Annotated in this window: 23 protein-coding genes; 11 read left to right on the top strand and 12 right to left on the bottom strand. The window is 47.8% G+C overall.

What is annotated here, in order from left to right:
• The first annotated feature begins 55 nt into the window (after positions 1–55).
• Positions 56–658, top strand: a complete 603-nt coding sequence (gene ribA, locus PAE54_RS07335; RefSeq protein WP_273778359.1) for a GTP cyclohydrolase II — start codon at positions 56–58, stop codon at positions 656–658.
• A gap of 79 nt (positions 659–737) precedes the next feature.
• On the opposite strand, the gene hemN is transcribed toward ribA, so the two are convergent.
• On the bottom strand, positions 738–2,102 hold the full coding sequence (hemN, locus tag PAE54_RS07340; RefSeq protein ID WP_326518937.1) for an oxygen-independent coproporphyrinogen III oxidase: 1,365 nt from the start codon (positions 2,100–2,102) through the stop codon (positions 738–740).
• A gap of 198 nt (positions 2,103–2,300) precedes the next feature.
• On the opposite strand from hemN, the gene hemF reads away from it, so the two are divergent.
• Together hemF and aroE are read left to right on the top strand one after the other, a co-directional pair.
• A complete protein-coding gene (gene hemF / locus PAE54_RS07345) occupies positions 2,301–3,242 on the top strand; it encodes an oxygen-dependent coproporphyrinogen oxidase (RefSeq protein ID WP_326518938.1) in 942 nt (313 codons plus the stop codon).
• 108 nt (positions 3,243–3,350) lie between these two features.
• On the top strand, positions 3,351–4,157 hold the full coding sequence (gene aroE / locus PAE54_RS07350) for a shikimate dehydrogenase (protein ID WP_326518939.1): 807 nt from the start codon (positions 3,351–3,353) through the stop codon (positions 4,155–4,157).
• Positions 4,158–4,203: 46 nt separating this feature from the next.
• On the opposite strand, the gene PAE54_RS07355 is transcribed toward aroE, so the two are convergent.
• Positions 4,204–6,528 (bottom strand): hypothetical protein, encoded by a 2,325-nt coding sequence (locus PAE54_RS07355; protein WP_273778352.1) that lies wholly within the window; start codon positions 6,526–6,528, stop codon positions 4,204–4,206.
• A 235-nt stretch (positions 6,529–6,763) separates the two neighbouring features.
• Here PAE54_RS07355 and PAE54_RS07360 point away from each other — a divergent pair, with 235 nt between their 5' ends.
• Positions 6,764–8,587, top strand: coding sequence for an acyl-CoA dehydrogenase C-terminal domain-containing protein (locus PAE54_RS07360; RefSeq protein WP_273778350.1), 1,824 nt, complete (start codon positions 6,764–6,766; stop codon positions 8,585–8,587).
• 50 nt (positions 8,588–8,637) lie between these two features.
• Here the strand turns inward: PAE54_RS07360 and PAE54_RS07365 are convergent, their stop codons facing one another.
• Both PAE54_RS07365 and hemW read right to left on the bottom strand, forming a co-directional pair.
• Entirely contained in the window at positions 8,638–9,573 is a 936-nt protein-coding gene (locus PAE54_RS07365) for an acyltransferase family protein (RefSeq protein ID WP_326518940.1), read from the bottom strand.
• Positions 9,574–9,627: 54 nt separating this feature from the next.
• Complete coding sequence (gene hemW / locus PAE54_RS07370) at positions 9,628–10,782, bottom strand: radical SAM family heme chaperone HemW (protein WP_326518941.1); 1,155 nt, start codon at positions 10,780–10,782, stop codon at positions 9,628–9,630.
• A 130-nt stretch (positions 10,783–10,912) separates the two neighbouring features.
• Here hemW and PAE54_RS07375 point away from each other — a divergent pair, with 130 nt between their 5' ends.
• The 4 genes from PAE54_RS07375 to PAE54_RS07390 all read left to right on the top strand — a co-directional run bounded on the left by PAE54_RS07375 (position 10,913) and on the right by PAE54_RS07390 (position 14,639).
• Positions 10,913–11,371, top strand: coding sequence for a DMT family transporter (locus PAE54_RS07375; RefSeq protein WP_326518942.1), 459 nt, complete (start codon positions 10,913–10,915; stop codon positions 11,369–11,371).
• Positions 11,372–11,457: 86 nt separating this feature from the next.
• Positions 11,458–12,768: an MATE family efflux transporter gene (locus tag PAE54_RS07380; RefSeq protein WP_326518957.1), complete on the top strand. Its 1,311-nt coding sequence runs from the start codon at positions 11,458–11,460 to the stop codon at positions 12,766–12,768.
• A 202-nt stretch (positions 12,769–12,970) separates the two neighbouring features.
• On the top strand, positions 12,971–14,269 hold the full coding sequence (locus PAE54_RS07385; protein WP_326518943.1) for an ABC1 kinase family protein: 1,299 nt from the start codon (positions 12,971–12,973) through the stop codon (positions 14,267–14,269).
• Between the two features lie 115 nt (positions 14,270–14,384).
• Positions 14,385–14,639, top strand: coding sequence for a type B 50S ribosomal protein L31 (locus PAE54_RS07390; RefSeq protein ID WP_326518944.1), 255 nt, complete (start codon positions 14,385–14,387; stop codon positions 14,637–14,639).
• A gap of 79 nt (positions 14,640–14,718) precedes the next feature.
• Here the strand turns inward: PAE54_RS07390 and crcB are convergent, their stop codons facing one another.
• The gene (crcB, locus tag PAE54_RS07395; RefSeq protein ID WP_326518945.1) at positions 14,719–15,102 is read right to left on the bottom strand and encodes a fluoride efflux transporter CrcB; all 384 of its coding nucleotides are present in this window, start codon (positions 15,100–15,102) and stop codon (positions 14,719–14,721) included.
• A gap of 172 nt (positions 15,103–15,274) precedes the next feature.
• On the opposite strand from crcB, the gene PAE54_RS07400 reads away from it, so the two are divergent.
• A complete protein-coding gene (locus tag PAE54_RS07400) occupies positions 15,275–15,607 on the top strand; it encodes a HopJ type III effector protein (protein WP_326518946.1) in 333 nt (110 codons plus the stop codon).
• Between the two features lie 97 nt (positions 15,608–15,704).
• Here PAE54_RS07400 and PAE54_RS07405 read toward each other — a convergent pair whose 3' ends face one another.
• Positions 15,705–16,928 (bottom strand): TIGR03862 family flavoprotein, encoded by a 1,224-nt coding sequence (locus tag PAE54_RS07405; RefSeq protein ID WP_326518947.1) that lies wholly within the window; start codon positions 16,926–16,928, stop codon positions 15,705–15,707.
• Positions 16,918–17,556 (bottom strand): DUF938 domain-containing protein, encoded by a 639-nt coding sequence (locus tag PAE54_RS07410; RefSeq protein ID WP_326518958.1) that lies wholly within the window; start codon positions 17,554–17,556, stop codon positions 16,918–16,920. Before PAE54_RS07410 ends, PAE54_RS07405 begins: the two co-directional genes overlap by 11 nt.
• 80 nt (positions 17,557–17,636) lie before the next feature.
• Between PAE54_RS07410 and PAE54_RS07415 the strand changes: the two genes are divergently transcribed.
• Complete coding sequence (locus PAE54_RS07415) at positions 17,637–17,819, top strand: DNA gyrase inhibitor YacG (RefSeq protein WP_326518948.1); 183 nt, start codon at positions 17,637–17,639, stop codon at positions 17,817–17,819.
• Between the two features lie 51 nt (positions 17,820–17,870).
• On the opposite strand, the gene PAE54_RS07420 is transcribed toward PAE54_RS07415, so the two are convergent.
• The 5 genes from PAE54_RS07420 to PAE54_RS07440 form a co-directional block, all read right to left on the bottom strand.
• Complete coding sequence (locus PAE54_RS07420; RefSeq protein WP_326518949.1) at positions 17,871–18,515, bottom strand: MBL fold metallo-hydrolase; 645 nt, start codon at positions 18,513–18,515, stop codon at positions 17,871–17,873.
• Positions 18,516–18,535: 20 nt separating this feature from the next.
• Positions 18,536–19,549 carry a ferrochelatase gene (gene hemH, locus PAE54_RS07425; RefSeq protein WP_326518950.1) on the bottom strand — a complete coding sequence of 338 codons (1,014 nt, stop codon included), beginning with the start codon at positions 19,547–19,549 and terminating at the stop codon, positions 18,536–18,538.
• A 70-nt stretch (positions 19,550–19,619) separates the two neighbouring features.
• Positions 19,620–20,648 carry a DUF4062 domain-containing protein gene (locus PAE54_RS07430; protein WP_326518951.1) on the bottom strand — a complete coding sequence of 343 codons (1,029 nt, stop codon included), beginning with the start codon at positions 20,646–20,648 and terminating at the stop codon, positions 19,620–19,622.
• 114 nt (positions 20,649–20,762) lie between these two features.
• A complete protein-coding gene (gene murI, locus PAE54_RS07435) occupies positions 20,763–21,644 on the bottom strand; it encodes a glutamate racemase (protein WP_326518959.1) in 882 nt (293 codons plus the stop codon).
• Between the two features lie 47 nt (positions 21,645–21,691).
• On the bottom strand, positions 21,692–22,303 hold the full coding sequence (locus PAE54_RS07440) for a DUF1285 domain-containing protein (protein ID WP_326518952.1): 612 nt from the start codon (positions 22,301–22,303) through the stop codon (positions 21,692–21,694).
• A 185-nt stretch (positions 22,304–22,488) separates the two neighbouring features.
• On the opposite strand from PAE54_RS07440, the gene PAE54_RS07445 reads away from it, so the two are divergent.
• Positions 22,489–22,589, top strand: a 101-nt coding sequence (locus tag PAE54_RS07445; protein ID WP_265761705.1) for an FAD-binding protein, incomplete at its 3' end; no start/stop codon positions are given.

The raw sequence follows: 22,589 nt of genomic DNA on the forward strand, positions 1-22,589 counted from the left end.
TCCAAGCATTACGCTATACTTTCAATCACTTTCTAAGCTAATCATGGGTTGAACTGTGCCAATAGAATTTGTTGCCTCTTCTAAACTACCGACTGCTTTTGGTGATTTTAAAATTAGTGTTTTTCAAGACCCTGCGACCGGCGAAGAGCATGTGGCACTCTCTAAAGGACTGGAGACACCACCAAATGGTCCGGTGCTGGTACGCATTCATTCCGAGTGTTTAACAGGGGATGCCTTTGCCTCACTCAAATGTGATTGTGGCCCACAATTGCAAGCCACACAGAAAATGATTAATGATGCCGGACAAGGGGTCATTTTGTATTTGCGCCAGGAAGGCCGTGGCATCGGTCTGACCAACAAAATCCGTGCTTATGCCTTGCAGGATCAGGGCCATGACACGGTCGATGCCAATTTAATGCTCAATTTGCCCGCTGATGCCCGTGAATATGACATGTGCCCGATCATGCTCAATCATCTAGGCATCCAACAGGTGAAGTTGATTACCAATAATCCACTCAAGATTGAAGCCCTGAAAGCACAAGGCATTGATGTTGTGGGTCGTGTGCCTTTGACGGTAGGCAAAAACCAGTTTAATGAAGATTATCTCAAGACCAAACGTGAACGTATGTCACACCTTTATCATACAGATGACTTCTAACACATCACCCGACTGATTCCTCTCTGACAAAAACCGGGTGGTTTAAATTCACCCGGTTTTTTTATGGCTGCTTGACCGATTAAATGGTCATTGAAAAAATGCGGGTGTTGGGCATCTTGCGTTTCAGTCTTAAATCAAAAGCCATACAGATATTACGTACAAAGGGTTTGCCCTGTTCCGTCACTTTGATTCCCTGCTCTAGAATCTCCAGCAAACCATCCTGCTGCATTTCAGCCAGTTGGGTCAGAACCTCTGGCAATTCTGGAAATTGCATCTCGGCACTTTGCCATGAGGTCTGGAAGGTACACATAAGGTTTAAAATGTGTTTGCGGATCATCAGGTCTTCAGTGCTCAGCACATGCCCACGAAATACCGGAATTTCGTTATTTTCCAGACGGCTGTAATAATCTTCCAGCTGTTTTTCATTCTGCGCAAAGCTGTACCAGCTGTCACTGATCGAGGAAACCCCTAGCCCAATCATCACTTGGGTTTTAGAAGCGGTATAACCCATAAAATTACGGTGTAAGCTGCCCTGCTGGAAGGACTGGTACATGGCATCGCTTTCCAGGGCAAAATGATCCATACCGATTTCATGATAACCATGCTCAAGCAGACGTTTTTTGCCTTCCTCATATAAAGTGCGCTTCACATGGTCTTGTGGCACATCTTCATCTTTAAAACCACGCTGGCCATTGCCTTTAATCCACGGTACATGCGCATAACTGTAAAAGGCCAAACGGTCTGGCTGTAGGCTGGTGGTTTTCTCGATGGTATTCAGCACATCGTCCAGACTTTGAAATGGCAGACCGAACACCAAATCATGAGAGATGGAGGTATAGCCGATTTCACACGCCCATTGCGTCACACGCTCGACATGTTCAAATGGCTGAATACGGTGGATCGCCTGCTGCACTTTCAGGTTATAATCCTGCACCCCATAGCTCACCCGACGAAAACCCAAGTCATATAAGGCCTGCAAATGTTCGCGTGTGGTGCTGTTAGGATGGCCTTCAAAGCTGAATTCGTGCTCTTCCGTAATTTCAGCTTTCGACAGAATGCCTTGAATCAATTGCACCAGATGTTCAACAGAGAAAAAGGTCGGCGTGCCACCCCCCAAATGAATTTCCTTGATACGTGGCTTGTCGACTAACAGTTGGCAATACAAATCCCACTCTTTCAACACAGCAGCAATATAAGGCCCTTCCACTTCATGACGTTTAGTCACCCGTTTGTGACAGCCACAAAAGGTACACAGACTTTCGCAAAACGGTAGATGGATATATAAGCTGATGCCTTCACTGGCATTGGATTCATCAAAGGAACGTTTCAGGCTCTGTTGCCAAAGCTCTTGAGAGAAAGAACTGTCTTCCCAATAGGGTACGGTCGGATAACTGGTATAGCGTGGCCCAGGAACATTATATTTTTGAATTAACGAAGTACCCATATTTCCCATCCACTTAAAAATCTCTGCCTGCAAAACACAACAGAAAAATACAATTCAACAAAAACAGCAGCACGAATCTATTCTGCGCAGCTTCTACATAGAATACAAGCAGACCTCCGCATGAGAAAAACCTGCTTAATCTTTTCGGCATTTTGTGTTTTGATGTGATGAATTTTGAATTTTCTTATGAGTGTTCCGATGTCTCATCCCACCTCTGCTGATCTCCAGCGTGTTCGTGATTTTCTCCTCGATTTACAGGCCCGGATCTGTACTGCCTTAGAACAGCAGGAACAAGCCGGTGGCGGTACAGCAGAATTCATCATTGATGACTGGGAACGTCCGGAAGGCGGCGGTGGCCGTTCACGTGTGCTGCAAGATGGCACAGTGATTGAAAAAGGCGGCGTGATGTTCTCGCACATCAATATTTCCAAACTGCCTGCCTCGGCGACAGAACGACATCCGGGAATTGCCGGTGCCAAAGCTCAGGCCATGGGTGTGTCGTTGGTCATCCATCCGAAAAACCCGAATATTCCAACTTCACACGCCAATGTGCGTCTGTTTGTCGCCGAACCGGAAGGCCAGGCACCAATCTGGTGGTTTGGGGGCGGTTTTGACCTCACACCCTTTTATCCGGATGAGCAGGATATCATTAACTGGCATCAAAAAGCCTATGATCTATGCCAGCCTTTTGGTGAAGAGGTGTATGCCAAACATAAACAGTGGTGTGATGACTATTTTTATTTAAAGCATCGTGATGAACAGCGTGGCGTCGGTGGCCTGTTTTTTGATGATCTGAACTGCTGGGATTTTGAAACCTGCTTCCAGTATATCCAGGCGGTAGGCAATGGTTATCTTGAAGCAATTCTGCCGATTTTTGAGAAACACCGTGAGCAGCCATATAGTGAAGCACAGCGGGAATTCCAGCTCTATCGTCGTGGCCGCTATGTCGAATACAACCTGGTCTATGACCGCGGCACCCTATTTGGCCTACAAACCGGTGGTCGCATCGAATCGATTCTGGTCAGCTTACCAAACCTGGCGGCATGGAGCTACCGTCCGGAATGGGCAGAAGATTCCACCGAAAAACGTCTCACCGAATATTATTTAAAGCCGCGTGACTGGCTAAAGTTAAATCAATAATTTTGGCTGTTGGCCTGAGCACGACATCAAGAGCACCTGAACAGGTGCTTTTTCAATGGGGCTTCGCGTATAGTGAATATATTTGATCTGAGTGATGATGGGTAAGAGATGAGCAAGCAATTCGCCGTCATTGGCAATCCGATTGAACAATCCCGTTCACCGGAATTACACCATGCCTTTGCCGAAAAAATGGGTGTAGATTTGAACTACAGCAAACGCTTGGCCGCGCTGGATGGTTTTGAAGCCAGCGTACGCGAATTTTTTGCTGCCGGTGGTGTCGGCATGAATGTCACGGTGCCGTTTAAAGAACAGGCCTTTGCTTTATGTGACCAGCTCAGTGAACGTGCCAAAATCGCCAAAGCGGTCAATACGCTATGGATGCAGGATGGACAGCTTCACGGCGACAATACCGATGGTCAGGGTCTGGTGGAAGCCATTCAGGCACTGGACTGGCCACTGCACAATACGACCGTACTGATTATTGGCGCAGGTGGTGCGACCCGTGGGGTGATTTATCCACTGGTGCAGGCAGGCGTGAAAAAAATCGTGATCGCTAACCGTACACTGGCCCGTGCCGAACAACTGGTTCAGGATATCGCTGCTTCGGTGCCACAAGCAACTTTAGCCGCGATTGGGCTAGATGAGTTAGCCGGTGATTTTGATCTGGTGATTAATGCTACCTCGGCCAGTCTGGCGGGTGATGCCCTGGTTTTACCGGAAGCGTTGCAGTTTAAATATGCCTATGAAATGGCGTATGGCAAACCTTCGAGTTTTCTGGATCAGGCCAAAGCACGCGGTATTCCAACCTCTGAAGGTTTCGGAATGCTGGTCGGTCAGGCCGTCGAATCGTTCTCGATCTGGAATGGTGTCCGACCAAACACCCGCGATTTTCTGAGCTTAGAACAGCAAAAATAAAACTGTTTCACCAAGTTCAGCATTTGAACTTGGTGAAATCTATGGGTTATTTTTCTTCCAACTGAGCAAAGACCACCGAGATCAACTCTACATCCACCCATGTTTCATCCGACAATTTCAACGGCTGAAAACTCTCTGGCTGCAGGACTCGTTTTTGCTGTGTGGCATAGGCATGCCCCAGAATATCCGCCACCTGTTTTAATTCTTTAGGCGGGGGATTGTTCAGCTCATCTTCATAGGCCTGCTGATAAGCCTGCACATACAAGGCCGAAAACTGCTGTTCCGGTTTTGGCGAATGCTGCTTGAGCTGTTTTAAACGATTTTTCTGTTGTGCTTTCTGGATGACATGCTCCACCAAGCTGGCCGTCTGTCGTCCTAACATGACCTGATAGCTGTCTTCAGTCCAATGCTGGTGCTGTTGCCAACGCTGCTGTTGCTGTTCCATATCTGTAGTTGATGGCAAATACTGTTCACTGGCATAACGGTAAGCATGCAGACTGGCGACCTCTGCCAGATCTTGGGCAGAAAAATGCTGCAACCAACGCGGCTGTTGCTGTGCAAGCGTAGCCAGAAAAACTGCATTATAGGTGCTGAGGTAGTCCTGTTTCTTGGCATAGACCTGAGTGGCCAGCTGTTCGAGTTGCTGATCCAGTGAATCCACATCTTTGCTCATGGAGGATGCTTCATCATCCATGCCGCTACGCTTCAATACGCCCTGAAACACCCCATCTAAAGCGGAACCCCGCATTACTTCGGCAATCGGTTTCGCCTGTTTTAAAGCCTGCTGATCAATTGCAGAGGCCTGTCCATAATGAGACACCTGGGTATCAACCCGAATACGTAGCGGCTGCTGAGGGAGTACACCCGATAAATCAAATTGATTGTGCACATACAGCATGCGCCCCTGCTCATCTAGCCCCAGTTCAACAACGGAGGGCAGCGGCATGTTTTCCTCTTGCAGGTAGGCTTGTATCTCAGTCTGATGCTGCTGCCATAAGGCTTTAAATTGTTGTACTGTAACCAGCTGTCCAGTGTCATAGGTTTTAAAAAGTTGTTTGAGTCTCACCATTTTTTCCTGCTGAATCACTGGCGAACTCATAGATACCGTCGAATCCTGTGGCTGCAGCACATCCACCGCATAGACATTCAAACAATAGGCAGCATCGCCCAAGCTGATCTGCTGCTTTTCAGTCGCCAACCGTTGGCACTGTGCCAAATCCTGTGCAAGGTACTGTTCCTGTTCTTGTTGCACGCTCCCCTCGGGTGCCACTTCTTTGGCTGTCTCTGCTGATAGCGAGGCTTCATCTTCCCCACAGTCACAATCGCTCTGCTGTTGCTCACGCAACTGTTGCCAGTAGGCATTCAACATATCCTGATAATGTGCCGATGCATGCGTTGCGGTACGGTCCTTCACTACTTTTTCAGCAGATGTGGCCGATGCCTGACTCAATAAAAGTTGACCCAGATTCTGACTCTGGCCAGAAACAGGGTCAATTTTTAGAATATGACGTAACAGATACTGTTCATTGACCTGTAAAAACAGGCTGGTTTGTAACAGACTTTCAGCCAGCGTCGATTGCAAACGGATCTTGTCTACGGCACCTTGCGCACGATCCTGAGCCGTTAAAGGGAGGCGAGTTAAGTTCGAGTCCGCTGCTAACTGGTAAGGCAGCGCAGAAAGTTCCTGCAAAAACTGTAAAGCAGCACGGCCATCGAGCTGTTGCAAGAGATCTTTGTACTTGGCCAAATCGACATAGGCATAATCGGCTTGTGAATCCCGATTGACCAAGAACGGCATCAAGGCAAAAAAATTGCTATAAAATTTATGGTCCTGTAAATCCAGCACCATCGGCACTTGAGCCTGTACCAGCAAAGTTGGCTTGGCATAACGTAACTGCAGGTTCATTGAGGCCTGTTTTTCCCGCCAATGTACCGAACCATTCAGGCTCAAATCCAGGTCGCTCAGTAAATGAGTACTAAACTTTTGCAAACGTGCACTCATACTGCTAGGTTGCAGTGGATGAGGCGGCTCAGACAAAGCCTGATACAGTGCCTGTTGCTCTCGGGCTTTCAAGTGAATTTGTTCTGCGGCAAAAAATTGCTGTAATTTTTGACGAATCTCGGGATCCAATGTTTTCGGTGAAGTTATCGCACGATTGACTGTATTGCCTGGATGAGCCGGATCATTAAATTCAAACTTGATCTGCGAAGCATAGTCAAAACTTGGATAACGGTATACCGCATTCACGCCTTGCACCGCCTGCGGTGCTACCGTTCCCTTGGGTTGCTGCACTTTTGATTTTATTAAATTTTGGCTACAGCCCATCAGCCCCAAACTGAGTAAACACCCCGTTAATATTGTAAGTTTCATAATAAAAACCTAATTATTGTGTATAAAAATTTGCAGAATCTAAGCGCTCGAGTATGATGAAAATGTATGCAGAACGAAAGAAAAAATACAGCATTCAGATAATTGGCTTCGTCCTCTATTCGCCTTTCTGACAATTTCCGGAGGCTACAATATCAATGTATTTTTATGACCCATGTGAATAATCAAAGTAACGACCTGAACAATCAAAAACAATTTCTAAATTAGGATTAATCTCATGCCTGCTTATAAAGCTCCATTACGCGATATTCGTTTTTTAATGAATGAAGTATTTGACTACCGCAGCCACTATCAATCGTTATCGAATGGTGCAGCGGCTGATGCCGACACGGTAGATATGATCCTCGAAGGTGCCGCCGATTTTTGTGAAAATGTCCTTTCCCCACTCTATCAATCCGGCGATGATGAAGGCTGCCATTTCGATAATGGACAGGTCACCACGCCAAAAGGCTTTAAAGAAGCCTATGACCAGTTCGTACAAGGCGGCTGGCAAGGTTTGTCTTATCCAGAAGAGTTTGGGGGGCAGAATCTGCCAATGTCCTTGAATCTGATCAAGGCGGAAATGATGGGCACCGCCAACTGGGCCTTCCAGATGTATCCGGGACTGAGTGTCGGCTGTATGAGCACCATCATGCAGTACGGTACCGATGCACAGAAAAAAACCTATATGCCACATCTGGTGGCGGGAACTTGGTCGGGCACCATGTGTTTGACCGAACCGCAATGTGGTACTGACCTCGGTCAGGTCAAAACCAAAGCAGAACCGCAAGCAGATGGCACCTATCAGATTTCCGGTACCAAAATCTTCATCTCTGCCGGTGAGCATGATTTAACAGAAAATATCGTGCATATCGTATTGGCACGTTTACCCGATGCCCCACAAGGGACCAAAGGCATTTCGCTGTTTATTGTGCCGAAATTCCTGCCCAATGCCGAAGGTCAGGTGGGCGAACGCAACGCTGTCACTTGTGGCTCCATTGAGCACAAAATGGGGATTCGTGCCTCAGCAACCGCGGTGCTGAATTTCGACCAAGCAAAAGGCTTCCTGATTGGTGAACCGAATAAGGGTTTGCACGCCATGTTTACCTTCATGAATATCGCGCGGATTGGCACCGCAATCCAAGGGATCGCTCATGCTGAACTGGCGTTCCAAGGAGCATTGCCGTATGCCAAAGAACGTCTGTCGATGCGCGCACTGTCTGGTAAAAAAGAGCCAGACAAGGTTGCAGATCCAATCATTTACCATGCCGATGTACGCCGTATGCTGCTCACGCAAAAAGCCATTGCAGAAGGTGGCCGTTCCATGATTTATCATGCTGCACAGCTGGCCGATAAAATGAACGATGCCTTGCAACGGGGTGATATGGCGGCCTTCCAGGCGGCAGATGACCACTTAGGTTTCTATACGCCGATTCTTAAGGGTTTCCTCACCGAAATGGGCTACGAAGCTGCAAACCACGGCATGCAAGTCTATGGTGGTCATGGTTATATCAAGGAATGGGGCATGGAACAAATCGTGCGTGATGCCCGCATTGCCATGCTGTATGAAGGCACTACAGGTGTTCAGGCACTGGACTTGATCGGTCGTAAAGTCTTATTGAACTCGCGCGGCAAGGTCATCCGTGATTACACTTCAGAAATTCTCAAATTCTGTGGCCTACATGCGCGTAACAAATATATGCGCGGTTTTGCCTGGGATCTCACCAAACTCTGCGCACAATGGAACACTCTGACTGTGCGTATTCTGCTAGCTGCGCGTAAGGATCGTGACATTGTATCCAGCGCATCGGTTGATTTCTTGATGTTCTCCGGCTATGTGATGATGGGCTATTTCTGGGCTCAACAGGCAGCCGTAGCCTCTAATCATCTTGCAGCAGGTACCGGACAGGAAACGCCTGAATTTTATAAGGCCAAAATCAAGGTGGCACAATTCTACTTTGAACGTCTGTTACCACGGGCACAAGGCCATGCAGAAGCGATGGTTTATCCGTCACGTAGCATGACAGCATTACCAGCAGAACATTTCAGTTTCGATTATTAATTTGAGAACGCTGTAAAAAAGAGCGCCAAGGCGCTCTTTTTTATGCCCATTTATAACAGATACTTCAGTTTCTTATTCAGCGCGACCAGTACAAAACCAGCTAGGAGGGAACATAGCAACACCATAAAACTCAGTAGCGTTTGCTGTCCAATGAAATGGTTTTTAAGGAAATAAATAAACAAGGGATGTATAAAGAAAATCGCGGTAGAAAGGTTAGCCAGTTCTTTATTGTTTCCCATGATTTTCTGCTGCAACACATATAAAAACAGCAACGGCGCAGCTACAAATAACGAGAGCATCTGTTCTACCGCTTCCGTTTTACTGATCCAGTAATAATTCGCTATTGACTCCATCAGAACCACGGTGAATGCCAATACCACATGCCATAACTTGACCTTAAAGCGCGCAGTAATTTGCTCACGGTGCTTACGCAGTAAAAAACCTACAGTCAGAAAAGGAAAACTGACCAGCAGAAAATTACGATGCCAGGGCGCAAAATTAAAGCGCCGGTCCAGCACTGGGCTCAGCACATGCAAATTGCCCAATTCCTGGATCGCCCAACCGCCGAGAAACAGCAGCAAAGCACAAGCCAATAATAGGCCTGAATGGCATTTTCTCAGCACATAGAGCAGTGAACCACCGAGTAGTACACCAACCAGATACCACAAGACAAAATAGCCATAGAGTAGATTCAGCCAATTATAAAAAGCGTACGCGGTCCACCAGATGGGGGCATAAAACAGGGTCCAGAGTAGATATAAACCGGCAATCCTGAATAGCCATTTTTTATATTTTTCGGCCTCCTGAATGCCAAAAAAATAATAGCCACTAATGATCAAAAAAACCGGTACCGCGAGTCGAAACAGGCCTTGTACCAGACTATGTCCCAATAACGGTGCAAGATCATAGAAAATCAGGGTGTGTAAAAACACAATGCTGATGGCCAGCCCCATTTTGAGATAATCGAGTGCTAAATTTCTTGGCATGGATGCGACAGCTTAAAATGAAAAAAATAAAGCATGGTGGAGCATTTCCACCACTTACAAAAATTCTTCCAGCACGGAATTTAAAAACACATGGCCCTGCTCGGTACAGGCCAAACGCTGAGGATCATTAACCAGCAATTTACGCTGTCGCAAAGAAGTCAGGACCTGATCCAAATCGGCTAAATCTAATCCGGTTCGCTGCGCATACAGCTGAGCGTCTACACCATCATTCAAGCGCAGTGCATTCATCATAAACTCAAAAGGTAACTCTTCAGCCGTGACCGGTTTAAACTGCAAATGTTCCGCAGGGACTTTAGCCAGATAGTCTTTCGGCAGACGGGTCTTCTGGAAACGATAGACACCCTCCGGTAAGGTCACCTTGCCATGGGCGCCCGCCCCAATCGCCAGATAATCGCCAAACTGCCAATAATTCAGGTTATGCGCTGACGGACGTTCTTTACGCCACGCTGAGACCTCATAGTTCACAAAACCATGAGCCTTAAGATAGGCCTCCCCCTGCTCCTGAATATCTTCTAACACCTCATCCGAAGGCAGTAGCGGCTGGGTTCTGAAAAAGACCGTGTTTGGTTCAATCGTCAGCTGATACCAGGAAATATGCGTTGCCCCCGCTTCTACCGCGAGTTGCAGATCTGTCAGTGCCTGCTCAACGGTCTGTTCAGGTAAGCCATGCATCAAATCAACATTGATGCGCTGGAAGCCCGCTGCTTTCGCCTGCTGAATCGCAGACAAGGCATCCTGCTGGCCATGGATACGTCCCAAGCGTTGCAATTGCTCGCTGTGAAAACTTTGCACCCCAATCGATAGCCGGTTAATCCCAGCCTGCAAATAATCAGCAAAAGGATCATGCTCTACGGTACCGGGATTGGCTTCCAACGTAATTTCACAATCACTTTGGAACGGCAGTAAATGACGTAACTGAGCAAACAGCCACAGATAGCCTTGGGCAGAAATTAGCGAGGGTGTTCCCCCTCCAATAAAAATGCTGTGGATAGAACGGCTTTGCGCAAAATCCAATTGGGTTTTAAAATCTTCAGCCAGGGCGTGCAGATATTCCTGTTCCAGATCCAGCGTCAGTTTACCATCCGGTACGGCATGAGAATTAAAGTCACAATAGGGACATTTGCGCACACACCACGGCATGTGAATATACAACGACAACGGAATCGTTTTCGGATCGAAGGTAGCCAAACAATATACTCAGAACAGGTCTACAGGAATGCCCTGTATTTTAACATGACTACACGGATACACCGACGGAAAGCCATCAGTTTTATGCTAACCTCGAATCACTAAAGAAGAATTACAGCATCAACGGACCATGAAAATTTCGGCACAACTGTTAGGACTTCTACCTTTCACCTTAGGCATCGGGATTGCGTTGACCATCCAGACCGCGATCAACACACAGCTGCGCGAATATCTGACTTCTCCGCTTCAGGCCGCTTTTTTATCTTTTCTCATCGGCACGCTCGTGTTAGCCGTGATGGTCCTGCTGCATCCCGCAGAAAAACCTGGTTTGCAGCAGCTGGCACAAATCCCCTGGTTTCTCTGGTTAGGCGGCTTTCTAGGGGTTTATGCGATCAGCTTCAGCATTTATACTGCACCGAAAATGGGATTTTTAACCTTTTCTGGTGTGGTTATTTTTGGGCAATTGCTGATGTCGATGCTACTGGATCACTTCGGCTGGCTGGGCACTGAAAAGGCTCCGGTGAACTGGCAGCGTTTACTCGGAGGAATCGTGATCTTTGTGGGTGTCATACTCACCTTGCAACGATAAGTCAGCTGCTGTCCAGTTGATAACGAGTATTTTTTGTGTCGAAAGCCACCAGCACCCGCTTTGAATTTATCCATCTGTTCCGTCTGATGTTACCGATTTTACTGACCCAGTTTGCTCAGGCAGGCTTAGGCTTGATCGATACCATTATGGCAGGACGCCTTTCTCCGACCGATCTGGCCGCGATTGCTGTGGGGGTCGGTTTATGGATTCCGGTCATGCTGCTGTTCAGTGGCATCATGATTGCCACCACTCCGTTGGTTGCAGAGGCTAACGGTGCCCGAGATCCACACAAGATCGCCACCATCGCCCGGCAATCCCTCTGGGCCGCATTAGGACTCGGAATTATTGCCTTACTGATTTTACAGCTGATGCCATTGTTATTGCCGGTTCTGGGTGTACCGGACAATCTCTTGCCAAAAGCCAGCCTGTTCCTGCATGCCATCGGTTTTGGCATGCCTGCCGTGACATTATATGCAGCACTCAGAGGCTATTCTGAAGCATTGGGTTATCCGCGACCAGTAACCGCGATTGGCTTACTCGCCCTGCTGGTTCTGGTACCGCTGAACCTGATCTTTATGTATGGCTGGGGACCGATTCCGGCTTTAGGCAGTGCGGGTTGTGGTTTTGCGACGGCCATTCTGCAATGGCTGATGCTGATCAGCCTGGCTGGCTATATTTACAAAGCCCAGGCCTATCAGAAAACCCAAGTCTTTGCTGCTTGGGAACGTCTGGATCCAATCTGGCTCAAACGCATTTTAAAACTGGGTTTGCCAATTGGACTGGCGATCTTTTTTGAAGTCAGCCTGTTCAGTATGGCGGCGATTATTCTCAGCCCACTCGGTGAAACCGTCATTGCTGCCCATCAAATTGCCATTTCGGTCACCTCGCAACTGTTTATGATCCCCCTGTCACTGGCAATTGCACTAACCATTCGTGTCGGCACCTATTATGGTGAACAGAATTGGGTAGCTATGCAAAAAGTCCAGCATCTAGGCCTATTCAGTGCGACCCTGTTGGCCGTGGCCTGTATGCTGTTTATTGCCTTGGCACGGCCTCAGATTGTTGCGATTTATACCAGTGATCCGGCTGTTTCTCAGGTTGCCATGTATTTGCTGCTGTTTGCTTTGGCCTATCAGTTAATGGATGCCTGGCAGGTCAGTGCTGCAGGCTGTTTACGTGGCATGCAGGATACCCAAGGGCCGATGTGGATCACCTTGATCGCCTACTGGGTGGTGGCTTTCCCGATCAGTATTTATCTGGCGCGTTTTAGTTCCCTGGGTGCCAGTGGCGTCTGGGTCGGACTGATTGTTGGACTCACGGTTGCCTGTATCCTGCTGCTGACCCGGCTCTATCAGAACAACCAGCGCTTAAAACAAAAATTTTCCCATACAGGTTAAGGCAGCACGCTTTCGAGAAAAATACTGCAATCCGCTTCTGCTCAAGCAAAATTTTCTCTCGAATAACCTGTTTATATTGAATAAGATAACAACTGAACAGTGCGCTCATCGGCCAGTAACAATAAAAACTAGGCAAAGGCTGAGCGAGCGCCTATGATCAACAACTGCATGCAATCTCTCGACTTCTCTGAGGTATCTTTGAATGGCTAAACATTCCAGTTCTCCCGGCCGGCGTTTTATGAAACTGGCCAGTATGACAGCCAGCATTGCCAGCAAAACCATGACGAACTCCATCCGTCATTTGACGGCCGATGAGGAAAAGAAACTCGAGGCCAAAAGTAAGCTGTTGCAGGATATCGGGATACAGATTGCTGAGACCTTGGGAGAAATGAAAGGTGCGGTGATGAAGGTCGGACAGATCGCCTCACAATACAAAGACATTTTCCCGCCTGAGGTTGCTAAGGCTATCTCTAAACTGCAACGTCAGGCACCGGCCATGCCCTTCGCTGCCATTCAGGCACAAGTTGAGAAAGAACTCGGCAAGCCATTGAATGTGCTATTTCAGTCTTTTGATCCAGAACCGTTTGCAGCGGCATCAATTGGTCAGGTACATAAAGCGACCTTGCCAAGCGGTGAACAGGTGGTGGTTAAGGTACAATATCCAGGCGTGGATCAGGCCTGTGAAAGTGACCTGAAACAGGTTCGTTTGGCTTTACGCCTGATGGGTGTATTAAAAGTCGATAAGAAATTACAGGACCGTCTGTTTGAAGAAATTCAGGACAGCCTGAGTGCTGAACTGAACTATGAAATCGAAGCGCAGAATTTACAGGTCTTCCGTACCTTTCATGCTGCCCTGGATGACAAGATCATTATTCCACGCGTCTATCCCGAATATTCAACCCGCCGTGTACTGACCCTGAGTATGGAACGTGGTGACAGTATCGAAACGGCGAGTAGTTGGCCCCTCGAAGTCCGGAACGAACTGGGACGTCGTCTGCTCAGCGCAATGGGGCAAGAAATCTTTTTCCTCAAGCGGTTTCATTGTGATCCACATCCCGGCAACTTTGCGTTCCGCCCGGATGGCAGCGTAATCATTTATGATTACGGGGGTGTCAAAACCTTGAGCACAGAGATCGTTGAGCACTTTAAAACCCTGGTTCGTGCATCACGCCGCGGTAATATTGCTGAAATTGAACAGCAACTGGATGCCTTACATGCCCTGGCAGCCAAAGGGCAGTTCCCTGAAGAATTGTATCAGGAGTGGCTAGAGGTCCTGTTACGGCCATTGACCACGCATTACGATTTTGCAGAAAACTCCGCCCATCATGACGGCATGTTACTGGTGAAACGTTCGCTCAAATACTGGGACGTATTTAAACCTTCACCTGACACGCTTATGGTGAACCGAACCATTTCCGGCCATTACTGGAACCTGATTCACTTAAAAGTCCATGACAACGTGAATGACATTTTTGAACAGCTGATTCCTTCCGCCCCTTAACCGAATCACCCTCATCCCTCGCATTTTTCAGCAACTCCTTTGGGAGTTGCATGATTTTCTTATCTTGATGTAATATTATAACATTACATCAAAGCAAGACAATTCAGAGGAAAAAATGCGCAAAGATATCCATCCCACCTATCAGCAGGTACTGTTTCACGATACCAATGCTGATGTGTACTTTTTGACACGCAGTACCTTACAGAGCAAACAAACCAAAGAATATCAAGGTCAAATCTATCCTTACGTGACTTTGGATATCTCCAGCGCTTCACATCCGTTCTATACCGGTGAAGTACGTCAGGCGAGCAATGAAGGACGTGTGGCAAGCTTTAACAAACGTTTTGCACGCTTTAAGCATAAGCGCTAGCGGAGTTGCAACCCCGGTGAATGTATTAACTCCTTTAGAAGTCTAAGACGCCTCATTTCGCTTAGACTTCTTTTTTTGCTTAGAGGCTTTTGCTCGCCAACAGGTATTGCGCCAGATAAAAACCCAGTGCCAGAACCAGCACCCCTAAAAACAGCGTCGAAAGCACATACAGCAAGGTCAGCATGTGTTGGCCATGACGTAACAATTGAAAGGTTTCCAGACCAAAACTGGAAAATGTGGTAAAGCCCCCTAAAATCCCGACCATCAAAAAGAGACGGGTTTCCTGCTGTAATGCAGGATATTTCTGACACAGGGCCAGAAACAGTCCAGCACAAAAGCAGCCCAACAAGTTGACCCACCAGGTCGGCCAGGGAAACAGTCCATGTGGTTTCAGCAGCAAACTTGCAGCATAACGTAACGTTGCGCCTATTGCGCCCCCACATGCGACCAGCAGCCAGTTCATTACAGTTTCCAGTGTGCCCGAGATATCCACATTGTAATCGCAAGCTTGTGGATAAATCCAAAAATTCTCCCCAACACTCCCTGTAGGAGAAAAAATTCAGCAGTGATACAGGCAAAACCCGGATAAAACCGTTATGCTAGAGCGCTCTGTTTTTCAAGCAATTGAGGAAAATATGGCTCAAGATTTATTGGCACAGCTGCAAGCGGGTGAAGCTAAATTTGCCGATGTCATCGCTTATATTGATGCACGTTATACCCATACCCCTACTGCATTTACCAATGGCCAGCAAGCCAATGCAGCGACTGAGAACCAGGGCAGTGCCAAAGTGTTTTCATTTGCCCAGCTGAATGGTTTGGATCAAGCTCAAACCCTCAGCCTCTTTGCTGAACACTATGCAGCGGTACTGGCAACGCCAGAAGCCACGGATCACCAGAATATCCGTCAGTTTATGCAAAATGGCTGGGCAGGTATTCAGTTTTCAGGTCAGGCACTCAGCGAAAAATAATCGAGTGCACAAGCAGAAATCATGCTGTACACCCAAAATAAAAGAGTCTTCTCATCGGCTCTTTTATTTTTTATGCAGCGGCAGACCGAGCTGATCTTCAGCAGCCAACAAGGGATCTAGTCGACAGTACCTGGTGAACGCCTTCTCCTGCTGCACGTCCCGTGGCAAAGCAGGCGGTGAGTAAATAGCCCCCGGTCGGAGCATCCCAATCCAGCATTTCACCACAGCAAAAAATGCCGGGATGTGATTTCAATTGTAATTCTGGTGTCAAAGCCGATTGTTTTACCCCACCCGCACAACTGATCGCTTCTTCAATCGGGCGAAATCCTTCAATTTCAACCGCTAAATCTTTGATCTTGGCTGCCAAGGCTGCCGCATCTTGCCAAAGCGCTTTATCGACCAGTTCACGAATCAGACTGGCCTTCACCGTATCTAGTCCAGCTTTGCGCCAGACATTGCTTAAAGATTGTTTTTTACTGGGCACCAGTTTTTTTGCCAGTTCAGCCTGGCTCAATGCCGGTAACAGATCCAGATGCAAACACATCGGCTGTTGCTGTTGTTGCAACTGACGTAAGGCACGACCCTGTTTGTAAATCAAGCCACTTTCCAGACCATACTGGGTAATCACAATATCACCCATGGTTTTCTGTTCAGACTGTACCCAAGCCTCGACCCGTTTGAGTGGCTGGCCAAAAACCGGCTGCATAAAACTGGACCAAGGTCTTTCCACTCCGGCATTGCTCGGCTGGAAAGGCTGTATCTGTTCAGACTTGAGCCATTGCTGCCAAGTGCCATTACTGCCGAGTTGCGGCCAAGAAACTGCACCACAGGCCAGCACAATCGCATCAAAATGCCCGGTCTGAACCGATTGATCAGCCTGTTTCAGATCCTGAAAATGCAACTGCTGTCCTTCCAGGCCCAAACAGACATGACGGTAATGAAATTTAACGCCTTGCCCCGTGAGACGTTTTAACCAGGCACGTAACAGCGGAGCCGCTTTCATTTCAACCGGAAAAATCCGGCCCGATGAACCGACATACGATTCAACGCCGAGATCCGTCATCCATTGCCGAATCCAGGTCGCATCCCAACGGCGAATCCAAGGAGCGAGCCAATCCAGATGATCATAACGCTGCAAGAACTGTGCAATGTCTTCAGCATGGGAAATATTCAGTCCGGTTTTACCGGCCATCAAGAATTTACGTGCTGCCGAAGGTTTTTGTTCATAGACATGAATGTCATAGTCATACTGGCTCAGGACTTCCGCAGCCATCAATCCTGCAGGTCCTGCCCCGACAATCGCGATGCGCTTATTCGGCATGAGACTGGCCCAATAATGGCATAAAGTCATCAAAGCGAGTCTGGTAGGTTTCAGGTTTACTAATCACCAATTGCTGGCACAACTCCCCACGTTCCAGATATTTGATTTCAAAATGGGTACGTGCTGAAGTTGCCGGGATCACTTCCTTGATATAAGGCAATTGCCAGACCTGCTGCAATTGCTGTTCAGCTTCCGCAATGTAATCAGGAATATTACTCGCCAGGGTAATCTGACCCTTCGGTTGCAAACGCGATAACAGAAATTCAAAAAAAGGCATATTCAGCCAGCGCTGCGCCGGATTATGCGGTTCCGGATTCGGATACAGAATAAAACACTGCTCAACCTGCTGGGGATAAAGCGCATGCACCACCCATGGCAGAGCATCAGCATGAACCGGTTGCAGATTTTTTTGGCCTTCCTGTTGATGCTGTTTCTGCATCGCCTCAAACTTTTCCCGGGTTCGTTCAATTGCCACTAAATGCTGCTGCGGATGCTGTGCAGTAAACTGCAGAGCATGTTTGCCTTTGCCTGCACCAATTTCCAGACAAATCGGTTGCGACGAGATCGCTTGAAAATCACGCGGGGCTTGCATACGCTGAGCTTGAAATTGACGAATCGGCATAATCAGACCAAACTAAACAAAAAACCGCATCAGTCTAGCATGAGCGCGATGAAATCGCTGCATCACCCTTGAATGAGGAAAATGAAATGCCCCGTACCTTTCCCTGCCCACGCTGTGGTCAACCGAGCCAATGGGAAGACAATCCTTTCCGTCCTTTCTGTTCGGAGCGCTGCAAACTGATCGATTTGGGTGCCTGGGCCAATGAAGAATATAAACTGCCAACCCAAGATGCCCCGATGGCCTTAGGTGATCCCTCAGAAAACGAATAATAAAAAAACCTCGGCTTGACCGAGGTTTTTGACATGAGATCTGACCGCAGATTAACCGGCTTTTCCCGCGACAAAAGGATTGAACTGCTTTTCATAGCCGATGGTACTGAGTGGACCATGACCAGAAATAAACCGGGTTTCATCGGGTAAACTGAAACACTCACGCTGGATGGATGCCATCAGTTGGTCAAAATTCCCGCGTGGAAAATCCGTACGGCCAATCGAGCCTTTAAACAGCACATCTCCGGTCCAGAGCAGGCCATGTGCCGCGTTATAAAACATCACATGCCCAGGCGTATGGCCCGGTGCATGACGCACTTCAAATTCATGCTCACCCAGTTTCAGGATTTCTCCGCCTTGCAGCCATTGATCCACCACGACCGGCTCTGGAATGGGGAAACCATAACGTGCTGAGGATTCCTGAATCTGATCCAGCCAGAACTGGTCGTCTTCATGCGGCCCGATGACCGGTATCTGCCAGACACGCGCCAGCTCACCCACTGCACCAGCATGATCAAGATGGCCGTGCGTGAGCCACAAGGCTTTGACCGTTAGACCCAAGCCAGCAACTTCCTGCTGTAGCTTTCCAGCTTCGCCACCGGCATCAATCAGGATCGCTTCTTTGCTTTCACTGTCCCAAAGGATGGAACAGTTTTGCGCAAAAGCAGTAACGGGTACAATCTTGACTTGTAGCATGGTTTCCTCGGGCGCTGAGCTTAACGGATAAAAGTTTGTTGCAGGCTATCTAGAGTCGCTTGCAGCAGTGTCGTCAATAAATCGATATGTTGGGGCCGACTGTTCAATGCCGGAATATAAGCATAGCTGCCGCCACCCGCTTCCTGAAACAGTTCGGCATTCTGGATCGCCAATTCTTCCAGCGTTTCCAGACAGTCCGCTGAAAATGCCGGACTCAATACTTGTACCGATTGCACGCCTTCACGTCCCCATTGTTCCAACAAGGCATCGGTATACGGTTTGACCCACTCCTGCTTGCCAAAACGTGACTGGAAACTGATAGCCCATTCATGTTCCCGCAAGTTGAGTGCTTGAGCAACCAGTGCAGCAGTCACGCGGCACCGATCCGCATAAGGATCGCCCTTATCCGCATAAGGCTGTGGAATACCGTGGAACGACATCAGCAGCTTTTCCGGTTTACCGTGTTCAGCCTGATAGTCACGTACACTTTGTGCCAGGGCCTGAATAAATAAGGGATGCTGATAATAATCGCGAATAAAGGTCAGCCCCGGTAAATTACGCTGCTTTAGAATCCATTTGGCAAACGCATCATATAACGGTGCTGTCGAGGTAGCTGAATACTGCGGAAATAAAGGCAACAGCACAATGTGATCCGGTGGATTCTGGCTGAGCTGCTGCAATAAAGGCCCAATCCCCGGATTGCCATACGTCATGGCGGGCACAATCGTGAGATCGAGCTCAGGATATTGCTGCAGTAAACGTGTTTTGACCTGTTCGACCTGATCAAACAGAATTTCACGCATGGGAGAATCAACTGACCACACCTGTGCATAAGCATGCGCCACACGTTTCGGACGAAATGGCAGGATGAACAGGTTTAAAATGATCTGCCAAATTGGTTTGGGAATTTCAATCACCCGCTGATCAGATAAAAACTGTTTTAAGAATCGGCGTACCGCAGGGACGGTAGCTGCATCAGGCGTACCTAAGTTGGCCAGGATCACGGTCACTTTCGGTTTAGGTGCTGAAAACATAAAGGTTCCTATTCAGTCAGCGGCAATGAATCGGCTTACTTTAACAGTTTATCCTGATGCTTGAGATTGATTAATATGTCGACCTGAATTGAAAAATTCGATCGTTATCTAGCAAATTACTATCCAGCAGTTTTTGGCCTTTCGCCGTTAGCTGCCACAACATGCGCTGTCGGTCATCACGCGCCGTCGGGACAATCCAGTCATTCTGGCGCATCTGCATTTTGATGCTATGTAACGCTCGGATATTGATCTGACAACGCGCAACTGCATGCGCGCGCGGCATTTCCAGGCGGGCATCATCAATACCGGTTTGATTCAGATATTCATTCATACGCTTGGAAAAATACTCTTCCGGCGTAGGCTGTTTGAAAGTTGGGCCTAAAACGGACAGAAGCTGCGCCCAGGTCAGTTTGCGCTGTGCTTTTAGCTCGCTAAAATTACCATCCTGATAAGCATGCATGCGGTATTCAAACGCAAACATTTCATGCATTGAGGCTTTTGGCAGGTTCAGGAACGGGTCGGCATCACGCGCACCCATTTCAGTTTCCAAGTGCTGTAGTTGCTCCTTTAAACGGTCAATTTCATCCTGCAACACCTGAATATTTTGTGGGCGTACCCAGCCGACCACAGGATAACGTTCAAGCATTTGTGGCATGTTATAGCGTACTGCCAACTCTAGATCACGCAAAGTTCGGTAGGTAAAGACCTGATCCACTTCCTGCTGTAGCAGTTTGCGAAACTCTTTGAATTTGGCCTGTAATTCCGGCTTTTCATCATGCAATGCGGGATCACGCGAATCGGGATCCTCGTGCATAAAGACAATAATCGGCTTCTGTTTGGTCACTGCATAAATATATTCAAGATGCATGTAACCTACGCCAGAAACCGACTGCTCACCATACTGGCTACCGAGCAGAATCACCACATAATCACAATCATCAATCTGGCGACGGGCAAATGCCGTACTTAAAGGGGTACGCTGCTCCAATCCCCATGAAAAAAAACCCATGCCCACCAAAGTTTGGGCCAACATCATACGCTCCGGTTGCATGTCACTGCCCGAAGTCGAGATAAAAACCTGATAGCGCTTATCCAGCATGGGTATTCCTCATTACTTTTTCATATCGCAGCCTCAATCCCTAGCCGTGACCGATATGAACACCCCCAATTTAAAATTTCAAAAAATATAATTATTTAAGCTGACTATCTTATATCACAAGATGTGAGAAACACGAATATTTTCAATACTCCAAGTTAAATCTTCCGGCAGAAGATGCTGCAAAATACTTCGCAATTCCTCGGCATTTTGCCCACTAACAAAACATTTAATTCGAATGTGATTATCCAGTTGCTGTTCAGATAATAAACCATGTTTGATCAGAATACGCGCTGTTTGTCGTGCAACCGCCTGACCTGAATCAATAAGGCTGAGCTGTTCAGCAAAAATCGACTGAATCGCCTCTTTAAGAAAAGGATAATGGGTACAACCCAGCACCAGAAAATCGGCCCCCTGATCCACCACAGGTTGCAAAATTTCCTTCAGTGTATTTAAACAGAGCGGACTCATTTGCAGGCCTTTTTCCACGAAAGGCACCAGATCCAGACAGGTGACAGGCAACACCTCTACCCCTGCAGGTAAGGCAAATTTCTCGATGACATCCTTGATCAATTTACCGCGAAATGTGGCGGGTGTCGCCAACACAGCCACCACCTTAGTTTTACTTTGTAATACCGCTGGTTTTAGCGCGGGAACCAGCCCAATAATCGGGAAACTTTCTCCATAATATTCGCGCAAATAATCCAGACTAAAGGCCGAAGCTGTATTACAGGCCACGACTGCCACTTTACACCCTTGTCGGTACAACCATTCCACGGCTTGGGCGGTCAGCTGGCGAATATCCTCATCCTGACGTGAACCATAAGGCACATGTGCAGTATCGGCATAATAGACAATCCGCTCATTAGGTAAATGCCGGGCAATTTCCAGTGCAACCGAGAGTCCACCAATGCCAGAATCAAAAATACCGATCGGCGCGTCGGGTGTCGCTTGAGGCATTGGATCTTGCAACAGAAAAACAGGCTGGATGGCACTCATGGCATTACTTTCAGGTTTTGCACGTTTCAAAGTGTAAAGCTTAAACCTCAAGTGCCTAATTGCAAGTGCAAATCACCACTTTGTAGCTGCAAAATGGTCTGCCCATCGGCGTCTTCAATCAGCTCGCCGTAACTCACCAGATGATAGAAGGCTTGGCGTTGGATCAAGGCATTCATGCCAAAGCGGACATGGATATACGGACGTCGTTCGCCTTGATAATCACGCATAAAAATCGGATGCTCGACATCTACAATCACTACATCCTGTTGTGCCGTACGGCATTGCAAATAGGTTTTGCCTCCAATTTCAACCTGATCAATTTGATTGACCAGAAACGGTTCATCCTCGACTTCAATCTCAATCTGCTCAACCGGGGTTTTCAGATAGAACTTGTCTTCTTCTTTCCACAGTACAGTGGAAAACAGTTCAACCATGGCCTGACGCTGGATGCGCTGCCCTTCATGCCACCATTCGCCATTGGCCTGGATACGCAAATCCATTTTGCCGCAATGCTGCGGATGCCACTGGTCAAGAGGGGGAACCGATCTTTTCTGACTTTGCTGTATATCTTTTAAGTATTGTGCGATGTCCAGTAAATTTTTATCATCGCCCAACGGTTCTTTTTTCACCGCATCGTTTGAATTAGCTTGCTTTACCATGGTTTATGCCTTGCGGATGGGAAATTAATACGACTCAGCCGATTGGCTAGATCAAGGTTTGAAACTATACTAGCCCAAATTTTTCAAGACACGAGAGCGATTTTGTGTCTGGCAATTCAGAACACTCATGGCAGCACCGTTTTTCTCATTTCGGTTGCCACCCTTAGCAATATGAGGAGTCCTACATGGAACACATCGAACGTGAATCGATGGAGTTTGATGTCGTCATCGTTGGTGCCGGACCTGCAGGTCTTTCCGCCGCGATTCGCATCCGTCAATTAGCAAT

This window comes from Acinetobacter minutum, assembly GCF_035916735.1.
In the GTDB taxonomy this organism is placed as follows: domain Bacteria; phylum Pseudomonadota; class Gammaproteobacteria; order Pseudomonadales; family Moraxellaceae; genus Acinetobacter.

Bases quoted from the DNA above. Each gene is read 5' to 3' on its own strand.
- PAE54_RS07375 (WP_326518942.1), top strand. From the start codon at position 10,913: ATGAAAATTTCGGCACAACTGTTAGGACTTCTACCTTTCACCTTAGGC.
- PAE54_RS07400 (WP_326518946.1), top strand. From the start codon at position 15,275: ATGGCTCAAGATTTATTGGCACAGCTGCAAGCGGGTGAAGCTAAATTT.
- aroE (WP_326518939.1), top strand. From the start codon at position 3,351: ATGAGCAAGCAATTCGCCGTCATTGGCAATCCGATTGAACAATCCCGT.
- PAE54_RS07360 (WP_273778350.1), top strand. From the start codon at position 6,764: ATGCCTGCTTATAAAGCTCCATTACGCGATATTCGTTTTTTAATGAAT.
- PAE54_RS07420 (WP_326518949.1), bottom strand. From the start codon at position 18,515: ATGCTACAAGTCAAGATTGTACCCGTTACTGCTTTTGCGCAAAACTGT.
- PAE54_RS07390 (WP_326518944.1), top strand. From the start codon at position 14,385: ATGCGCAAAGATATCCATCCCACCTATCAGCAGGTACTGTTTCACGAT.
- PAE54_RS07380 (WP_326518957.1), top strand. From the start codon at position 11,458: ATGTTACCGATTTTACTGACCCAGTTTGCTCAGGCAGGCTTAGGCTTG.
- hemH (WP_326518950.1), bottom strand. From the start codon at position 19,549: ATGTTTTCAGCACCTAAACCGAAAGTGACCGTGATCCTGGCCAACTTA.
- murI (WP_326518959.1), bottom strand. From the start codon at position 21,644: ATGAGTGCCATCCAGCCTGTTTTTCTGTTGCAAGATCCAATGCCTCAA.
- PAE54_RS07355 (WP_273778352.1), bottom strand. From the start codon at position 6,528: ATGAAACTTACAATATTAACGGGGTGTTTACTCAGTTTGGGGCTGATG.
- PAE54_RS07365 (WP_326518940.1), bottom strand. From the start codon at position 9,573: ATGCCAAGAAATTTAGCACTCGATTATCTCAAAATGGGGCTGGCCATC.
- PAE54_RS07440 (WP_326518952.1), bottom strand. From the start codon at position 22,303: ATGGTAAAGCAAGCTAATTCAAACGATGCGGTGAAAAAAGAACCGTTG.
- PAE54_RS07415 (WP_326518948.1), top strand. From the start codon at position 17,637: ATGCCCCGTACCTTTCCCTGCCCACGCTGTGGTCAACCGAGCCAATGG.
- PAE54_RS07405 (WP_326518947.1), bottom strand. From the start codon at position 16,928: ATGCCGAATAAGCGCATCGCGATTGTCGGGGCAGGACCTGCAGGATTG.
- PAE54_RS07385 (WP_326518943.1), top strand. From the start codon at position 12,971: ATGGCTAAACATTCCAGTTCTCCCGGCCGGCGTTTTATGAAACTGGCC.
- hemN (WP_326518937.1), bottom strand. From the start codon at position 2,102: ATGGGTACTTCGTTAATTCAAAAATATAATGTTCCTGGGCCACGCTAT.
- hemF (WP_326518938.1), top strand. From the start codon at position 2,301: ATGTCTCATCCCACCTCTGCTGATCTCCAGCGTGTTCGTGATTTTCTC.
- PAE54_RS07430 (WP_326518951.1), bottom strand. From the start codon at position 20,648: ATGCTGGATAAGCGCTATCAGGTTTTTATCTCGACTTCGGGCAGTGAC.
- crcB (WP_326518945.1), bottom strand. From the start codon at position 15,102: ATGAACTGGCTGCTGGTCGCATGTGGGGGCGCAATAGGCGCAACGTTA.